The sequence below is a fragment of the Micromonospora sp. BL4 genome (assembly GCF_003667505.1).
GTDB lineage: Bacteria > Actinomycetota > Actinomycetes > Mycobacteriales > Micromonosporaceae > Micromonospora.
On record NZ_RCVJ01000118.1, the window covers coordinates 20,158 to 28,112 of the forward strand.

Annotated in this window: 6 protein-coding genes; 4 read left to right on the forward strand and 2 right to left on the reverse strand. The window is 72.4% G+C overall.

Annotated elements, in window-relative coordinates:
* Positions 1-30 precede the first annotated feature (30 nt).
* Positions 31-1,401: a Na+/H+ antiporter NhaA gene (nhaA, locus tag EAD89_RS13540; protein ID WP_121656754.1), complete on the reverse strand. Its 1,371-nt coding sequence runs from the start codon at positions 1,399-1,401 to the stop codon at positions 31-33.
* A gap of 337 nt (positions 1,402-1,738) precedes the next feature.
* On the opposite strand from nhaA, the gene EAD89_RS13545 reads away from it, so the two are divergent.
* Complete coding sequence (locus EAD89_RS13545; protein ID WP_121656753.1) at positions 1,739-3,199, forward strand: polysaccharide biosynthesis tyrosine autokinase; 1,461 nt, start codon at positions 1,739-1,741, stop codon at positions 3,197-3,199.
* Here EAD89_RS13545 and EAD89_RS13550 read toward each other — a convergent pair.
* On the reverse strand, positions 3,180-3,734 hold the full coding sequence (locus EAD89_RS13550) for a low molecular weight phosphatase family protein (RefSeq protein WP_121675946.1): 555 nt from the start codon (positions 3,732-3,734) through the stop codon (positions 3,180-3,182). The two genes, EAD89_RS13545 and EAD89_RS13550, sit on opposite strands and share 20 nt — an antisense overlap.
* A gap of 168 nt (positions 3,735-3,902) precedes the next feature.
* On the opposite strand from EAD89_RS13550, the gene EAD89_RS13555 reads away from it, so the two are divergent.
* The 3 genes from EAD89_RS13555 (at position 3,903) to EAD89_RS13565 (ending at position 7,681) form a co-directional block, all read left to right on the forward strand.
* Entirely contained in the window at positions 3,903-5,147 is a 1,245-nt protein-coding gene (locus EAD89_RS13555; RefSeq protein WP_121675948.1) for a glycosyltransferase family 4 protein, read from the forward strand.
* 100 nt (positions 5,148-5,247) lie between these two features.
* Positions 5,248-7,035, forward strand: a complete 1,788-nt coding sequence (locus EAD89_RS13560; RefSeq protein ID WP_121656751.1) for a DUF4012 domain-containing protein — start codon at positions 5,248-5,250, stop codon at positions 7,033-7,035.
* A gap of 13 nt (positions 7,036-7,048) precedes the next feature.
* Positions 7,049-7,681 (forward strand): hypothetical protein, encoded by a 633-nt coding sequence (locus EAD89_RS13565; RefSeq protein ID WP_121656750.1) that lies wholly within the window; start codon positions 7,049-7,051, stop codon positions 7,679-7,681.
* The last annotated feature ends 274 nt before the right edge of the window (positions 7,682-7,955 follow it).

Below are 7,955 nucleotides of genomic sequence, written 5' to 3' on the forward strand. Positions count from 1 at the left end.
TCGACCGCGGCCGCCGGGACGGGTGAGCGGTCAGCTGTCGGTGGACCCCTGGTAGACGTCGGGCACGCCGTCGCCGTCGGCGTCCAGCCGTTCCCGCTCGGCCACCCGGCGGTACACGCCGTTGCGGCGGACCAGCACGGTGGCGGCCAAACCGGCGGAGATCACCGAGCCGGTCAGCACGGCCGTCTTGACCCGGTCGTCGGCCGTGCTCCCGGCGCCGAACGCCAGGTCGCCGATGAGCAGCGACACGGTGAACCCGACGCCGGCCAGCAGCGCGATCCCGAGCAGGTCCGACCAGGTGATGTCTTCGTCCAGCTCGGCGCGGGTGAACCGCGCCAGCAGGAAGGTCGACCCGAAGATTCCGATGCTCTTGCCGAGCACCAGACCGGCGACGATGGCGATCACCACCGGGTCGGTCAGCAGGGCGCCCAGGTCGGTGCCGCGCAGGGTGACGCCGGCGGCGAACAGGGCGAAGATCGGCACCGCGAAACCGGCCGACACCGGTCGCCAGCGGTGTTCCAGGTGCGCGGCGAGTCCACCGGCGTCCCGGCTCGCACCGGCCGCCGGTCCGCCGGCGGCCGGCGCGCCGCCCGCCCGGCGGCGGGCGGTGAGCACCGGCACGGTGAAGCCGAGTAGGACGCCGGCCACCGTGGCGTGCACACCGGAGGCGTGCACCAGGGCCCAGGTGGCGACCGCGAGGGGGATCAGGGCCCACCACCAGGTACGCCCGCGCTGCACCAGCAGGGCGAAGAGCGCGATCGGCGCCAGCGCGGCGAGCAGCGGCACGGGGTGGAAGTCGGCGGTGTAGAAGATCGCGATGATGGTGATCGCGAACAGGTCGTCGACCACGGCGAGGGTGAGCAGGAAGGCGCGCAGGCCCTGGGGCAGGTGTGAGCTGACCACCGCGAGCACGGCCAGCGCGAAGGCGATGTCGGTGGCGGTCGGGATCGCCCAGCCGCGCAGCCCCTCCCCGCCCGCGGTCAGGACGACCGCCACGTAGATCAGCGCGGGCAGCAGCATTCCGCCGAGCGCGGCCACCACCGGCAGCGCGGCGCGCCGCGGGTCGCGCAGCTCACCGGCGATGAACTCCCGCTTGAGTTCCAGGCCCACGACGAAGAAGAAGATGGCCAGCAGGCCGTCCGCGGCCCAGGCGGCGAGGTTCAAATCGAGATGCCAGGCGGCGCCGCCGGGCCAGGGCACCCAGTCGCCCAGCCGCGCGTACGCCTCGGACCAGGGGGAGTTCGCCCAGAGCAGCGCGAGCACGGCGCCGAGCAGCAGCAGGGCGCCGCCGACGGTCTCGGTGCGCAGCACGTCGGCCAGGTGCCGGGCCTCCGGCCAGGACGATCGCGAGAACAGCCGTGCCGGTCGGGACCGGTCGGGCGGTGGGGTGCGGTCGGTCATCGGCGGTGCTCACCTCGGGATGTCGGACAGCAGGAATCCACTCGCCGACCAGGCTTCCCGGCACACCGCTGTCGACCCTATCCGGGCTCGTGCGTGCCGGCGACCGCAGGGGCGATCCGCATGCCAGCCGATCGGCTGCCGACTTTTCCCCGATGTCACCGCTGCCGATTGGACGTTTGTCGGGTTGGGCATGCGGACGCACTTGTCACCGCTGAAAATACATAACTCCGGACATAAGCCGTATGAGCGGCTTTAATGGTTTCACGAGTTTGCAAACGACCTTGGGGGTTTTCGTGAAGTTCTTTGGCGTAACCGGACCGGCACGGAGGCGCGCCTGATGGACCTGCTCCGCCAATTGCGCCACGTGCGTCGGCACTGGTGGGTCGTGCTGGTCACCGTCATGGTGGCCCTGGGCGTCTCGGCGTTTCTGACCGTACGGGCCCAACCCCGGTACGTCGCCTCGGTGACGTTCTTCGTCACCACCCCCAACCAGGGCGTCAGCGACGCCTATCAGGGTGGGCTCTTCCTTCAGCAGCGCGTCAAGTCGTACGCCGACCTGCTCAGCAGCGACCGGCTGGCGCAGAGCGTCGTGGCCGAGAACCCGGTCGGCCTCACCGCGGACGAGGTGCAGCGCCGGGTGAGCACTTCCACCGAGGCCGGCACCGTCCTGCTGCGCGCGTCGATCACCGACACCGACCAGAGCCGGGCACTGCGGGTGACCGAGACCCTCGCCGCGAAGTTCGTCGAGCTCGTGCAGCGGGTTGAGACGCCGCCCGAGGGCAAGGCGCCCATCAAGATCGAGGTGGTCAGCGGTCCGCGCGTCAGCGCCAACCCCGTCTCGCCTCAGCCGGTACGCAACATGACCCTCGGCGGGCTGATCGGTCTGGTGCTCGGTGTCGGCCTGGCGATCCTGCGCGGGGTGGCCGACGTGCGGCTGCGCGACGCCGCCGGTCTGCAACGTGCCACCGGCAGCCCGCTGCTCGGCGAGATCCCGTTCGAGAGCGGCGCCCGCTCCGCACCGCTGATCGTCGGCGAGGCCGCGACCTCGGCGCGGGCCGAGGCGGTTCGCAAGCTGCGTACCAACCTGCGCTTCGTGGACGTGCACGAGCCGGCCCGGGTCATCGCCGTGACCAGCGCCCTGCAGGGCGAGGGCAAGACCACGCTCTCCTGCAACCTGGCGATCGCGTTGGCGGAGGCGGGCTGGCGGGTCCTGCTGGTCGACGCGGACCTGCGCCGCCCCAAGGTCGACGAGTACCTGGGGCTGGACGCGGGCGTCGGCCTCACCGACGTGCTGGTCGGTGACGTCCAGGTCGGCGACGTGGTGCAGCGCTGGGGCGACAAGTCCCTGCTCGTGCTGCCCAGCGGCTCCGCCCCGCCGAACCCGAGCGAGCTGCTCGGCTCCAAGGCGATGGCGGACCTGCTGCTGGCGCTGCGCGAGTCGGCGGACATCGTGATCATCGACACCGCGCCGCTGCTCGCGGTGACCGACGGTGTGGTGGTGGCCGTCCAGGCCGACGGCGCGCTACTGGTGACGCAGCAGGGCCGGACCTCCCGGACCCAGGTGGCCGCGGCGGCCCGCTCCCTGCACTCGGTCTCCGTCCGGTTGCTCGGCTGTGTGCTGAACATGGCCAAGGTGGCCAAGGCCGAGGCGTACCAGTACGAGGCCTACCGGGTGGTCGCCTCCACGGCCACACCCTCGGTGCCGACCGACCGGGCGACGTCCGCCCGGCACAGCGAGAGCAACGGGGTCAACGGCGTCAGCGACCGCACCCAGGAACTCACCCGGCTGCCCCGATGAGCGCGGCGAGGGGTCGTAGCGATCGTTCGATCTCCTCGGCGCAGCGTCGAAAGTCGGCGGCGGTGCCGCCGATCGGGTCCCGTAGGTCGTCCGCGTCCGGGGCGGCGGGTTGCAACCGCCCCCGGGCGTGGGCGGCGGCGGCGATCGCGGCCCGCAGCGAGTCGTCGGTCGGCTCGGCCTGCGGCTCGGCCGCCTCGGCCAGCCGTCCGAACTGGCGCAGGGTGAACGTCCGGTGCAACGCGGCCGGCGCCAGCGCGGTACAGACCGACCGCTGGCGCCGGGTCGCGGTCAGCACCAGCGTCGCGTCGGCCAGAAACTCGGGACGCAGCCCCCGACTACGGAACGCCGCCGGGTCCGCGCCGCCCTCGGCCGCGATCTCCATCGCGTACGGGTGCATGGCCAGGCCGTCCATCGCGTCCGTGCCGGCGCTGGCCACGGTGACCGGCCGGTCGGCCAACAGCCGCTTGGCGAGGTACTCGGCCATCGGCGACCGGCACAGGTTGGCGTGGCAGACGAACAGCACGCGGTCGACCATTGGTGCCCCTTTCATCGGTACGGACGCGGGCGGCCGCACCGCTGGCGCGGTGCGTCGACGCCGGTGGCCGCGCGGGGAGGGGTTGTCGGCATCGTACGCGGACCGGACACCCGCCGGACGCGGTGCCGCGCCGACCGAAGTCGATCCGTGGCCAACGGCGGTGTCCCGGTGAAGATCGGCATCCTGTCGTACCACTTTCCGCCCGAGCCGGCGTTCATCCCCGGCAGCCTCGCCGAGGAGCTGGCCGCGCGCGGGCACGAGGTTCGGGTGCTCACCGGGTTCCCGGACTACCCCGGCGGGCACGTCTACCCGGGATGGCGCCAGCGGTGGCACCACGAGACGCACAGCGAACGGCTGTCCGTGCGGCGGGTGCCGAGGTACTCCAGCGGCGCCACGTCCACCGGCGGCAGGATGGCCAGCTATCTCTCCTTCGCCGGCAGCGCGACACTGACCGCGCGCCGTTTCCTCGGCGACGTGGACGCGCTCTACGTCTTCCAGCTCCCGGCCACGACGTTCGCCGCCGCCGGAGTGCTCCGGCTGCTCGGCCGGGTGCCGGCGGTGCTGCACGTGCAGGACGTCTGGGCGCGCGACGGCGCCGACGACGCGGGCGACGGGCGCTGGGCGGCACGGATGGGCGCGGCCATGGCCCGCGTCTACCGGGCCGCCGCGCGGGTCGCCGTGGCCGCCCCGTCGATGCGGGACCTGGTGGTCGCGGCGGGCGCCGACCCGGCCCGCGTCCGGCTGGTGCTGAACTGGACCGACGAGAGGATCTTCCACCCGGCGACGCCCGGCGCCGCGGCCCGCCAGCTGGTCGGCCGCAACGGTCGGTGCGTGGTGATGCACGCCGGCACCATCGGCGCCCGGCAGGGACTGGAGACCGCCGTACGGGCCGCCGCCGCGCTCGACCGCACGATGGAGCTGGTTCTGGTCGGCTCGGGCGCCGACGAGCGGCGGGTGCGGGGGCTCGCCGCCGACCTGGGCGCGGGCAACGTCCGCTTCGTGGAACGACGGTCCCCGGTGGACATGCCCGAGCTGTACGCCGCTGCCGACTACCAGCTCGTCATGCTGCGTGACCTGCCGGAGCTGCGGGGCATGGTGCCCGGCAAGCTGCAGGCCGCGCTCTCCTGCGCCGCACCGGTGGTGGCCTCGGCCGGCGGGGACACCGCCGAGCTGGTGGAACGCGCCCGGGCCGGGTTGTCCTGCCCGCCGGAGGACTGGGCCGCGCTCGCCGACCGGTTCTGGTTGGCAGCCACCATCCCACCGCCCACGCGGGCGGAGATGGGCCGCCGGGGCCGGGAGGCGTACCTGCGGGAGATGTCGTTGCCGGCCGGGGTGGACCGGATCGAGCGGCTGCTGCTCGAGGCGGCCGGCCGGGTCACCGAGCCTGTCGAGCAACGAAGAAACCTCGCGTAAACGACGAGAAATGCCATAACGGTACGAGACGCCCTGACACGTGCTAAGAACGTCAGGGATATCGGACCTTCTGTCCGATTCCACGAAACGGGAGTGTGGTGTGACGGAGGAGAGCGAACGACCGCGCCGGCGACGTAGCCGGTCCAGGCGCCGCCGACGGGCCCGACTGCGACGGGCCCTCCTCGGTGCCCTGGTGGTCGGCTCGTTGCTGCTCGCGACCGGCGGCTGGATCGGTTTCCGCGGCTGGCAGGCCCGAGCCCACCTGATCAACGCCGCTGGTCTGGCCCGCGAGCTGAGCGCCCAGGTGGTCGGCGGGGACACCGACCGTGCCCTGCGGACCCTCGCCGCTCTCCAGGAGCAGTCCGGCGCGGCCCGCGCCGCGACCGACGACCCCAGCTGGCAGCTCGGTCGGCGTACCCCGATCGCCGGAGACGACCTCGGCGCGGTTCGGCAGATCGCCGTGGCCATCGACGAACTGGCCCGGCAGGCGTTCCCCACTCTCCTCCGGATGGACCTGACCAGCCTGGTGCCGACCGAGGGTCGGCTGGATCTGGCCCGACTCACCGGGGCCTCCGCCGAGCTGTCCCGAGTGGACGGTGCGGTGCAGCGCACCCGCCGCGACCTGGCTGCGGTGCCCGCCGACCGGCTGGTCAGCCAGATCCGGCAGGCGTTGACCGACCTGCGTGGCGAGATCGACCGGCTCGCCGGCCTCACCACGGCCGCCGACCAGGGCGCCCGACTGCTGCCGCCACTCCTCGGCGCCAACGGTCCGCGCCGGTACCTGCTGGTCTCGCAGAACCTGGCCGAGTTGCGTGCCACCGGCGGAATGTTCGGGGCGTACGCGATGATCGAGGCCGAGAAGGGCGAGGTCCGGATGGGCCGGCAGGGCAGCAGCGCCTCCCTTGGCCGATTCACCCCCGCGCTGAAGCTGCCCGCCGAGATCAGGGCAGTCTGGACCGACCTGCCGGGCATCTATCCCGCGGACGTCAACCTGACCCCGCACTTCCCGACCGCCGCCGCGCTGTACCGGGAGATGTTCCGCCGCAAGACCGGCACCAAGGTGGACGGCGTCCTCGCCGTCGATCCGGTGGTGCTGTCCTACCTGCTGAAGGCGACCGGCCCGGTTCTGGTGCCCGGCGGCGTCCCCCTGGCCAGCGAGAAGGTCGTGCAGACGCTGCTCAACGAGACCTACCAGCGGTTGGACCTCAAGCAGCAGGACGAGTTCTTCACGGCGTCCGCCGCCGCGGTGTTTGACGCCTTCTTCAAGAAGAATGTCAACCCACGGGTGTTGTTGTCCGCATTTGACCGTGCTATCACCGAACGCCGGATATTGTTCTGGAGTGCCCGACCTGAAGAACAGCGGACATTCGGCGACAGCCGGATGGCCGGGACGCTTCCGGAACAGGACACCGTGCCGACGGTCGGCGTGTTCCTCAACGACGGCAGCGGCGCGAAGCTCGGCTACTACCTGCGGCCGACGGCGAACCTCACGGTCGGCGAATGCCGGCCCGACGGCCGCCGTGAGCTCCGGCTGCGGGTGACCCTGCGCTCGACGGCGCCGAAGTCCGGTCTCAGTGAGTCGGTCCTCGGCCTCGGCCTGGCGGGGGACCCGTACACCATCCGCACGCTGGTGTCGATCTTCAGTCCGGCGGGCGGAAGTGTGCTCGACGCGCGCCTCGACGGTACGGAGATCGCACTGGGCAGCGGCACCGAACGACGCCGCCAGGTCGCCACGGCCAACGTCGAGGCGAGCCCCGGCGCCGAACGGGTCTTGGAGGTCACCGTGTTGACCGCGAAGACCGGCGTCGGACAGGCCGAGCTGTGGCTGACCCCCACCGCCAGCCCTTGGACCACCCAAGTTCATTCCGCACCAAGCTGTGACCAGTAGGAGGGAACCAATCATGCGGCTATCCCGCATCATCATGGCGCTCACGGTCGGCCTGGCCGTGGTGGCCGTGCCGACCGCGGCGGGGGCGGCACAGCCGCAGCCGCAGCCGTCGCCGACGATCACGGACACGCCACAGCCACCGCCGTACGTGCCCGCACCCCCGTCGCTGACCGTCAACCGGCCGACGATCTTCCTCGGCGAGACGGTCGTGCTGACCGGTACGGGCTTCGGTCCGAACGAGACCGTCGACATCGTCGTGTCGGTCACGCCGCTGGCGGCCCCGGCTGCCGGTCAGGCACCGGCCCGACGCAGCGACGGCAGCACCGTGGCAATGGCTCCGGTGGCGTACCAGGCGAGCGCGCCGCTGAGCTTCACGGCGCGCACCAACGCCGCGGGCCAGTTCACCCGGAGCTACCGGCCGTCGGTGACGGGTCTGCTGACCTTCACCGCCACCGGCCGGGAGTCCGGTCGGACCGCCAGCGCCGAGCTTCGGGTGCTGCACAAGAAGCAGCCGCTGCCCGTCACGGGTAGCAGCCTCAGCACGCCCATGAAGCTCGGCGGTGGCCTGGTCGGCGCCGGCGCGGTCATGCTGCTGCTGACCCTCGCGTGGCGCCGTCGCCAGCGCTTCGGTGGAGCCGCGCACTGATCCGCACCACCGACCGGGCAGGGCCCGGGTAGTACACCAGGCTGGCGCCCGTCGGAATGTCCGACGGGCGCCAGCCACGTCTGTCCCGTGACGTCGGGGCGGCTCCGCGGCGTGCGTCCTTCCGCGGGGCTGACCTGGCCTGCCGTCCGTGCGGGGTCAGCCGGGGCGTGCGGGATCGGCGGGCGGGTCTGGGATCTCTGCCTTGGGCTGCCGGTCAACTCTGCTGTGGGGTTTGGCCTGTCGTCTGTTGTGGCTCGATCGGGGGTGCGGGGCG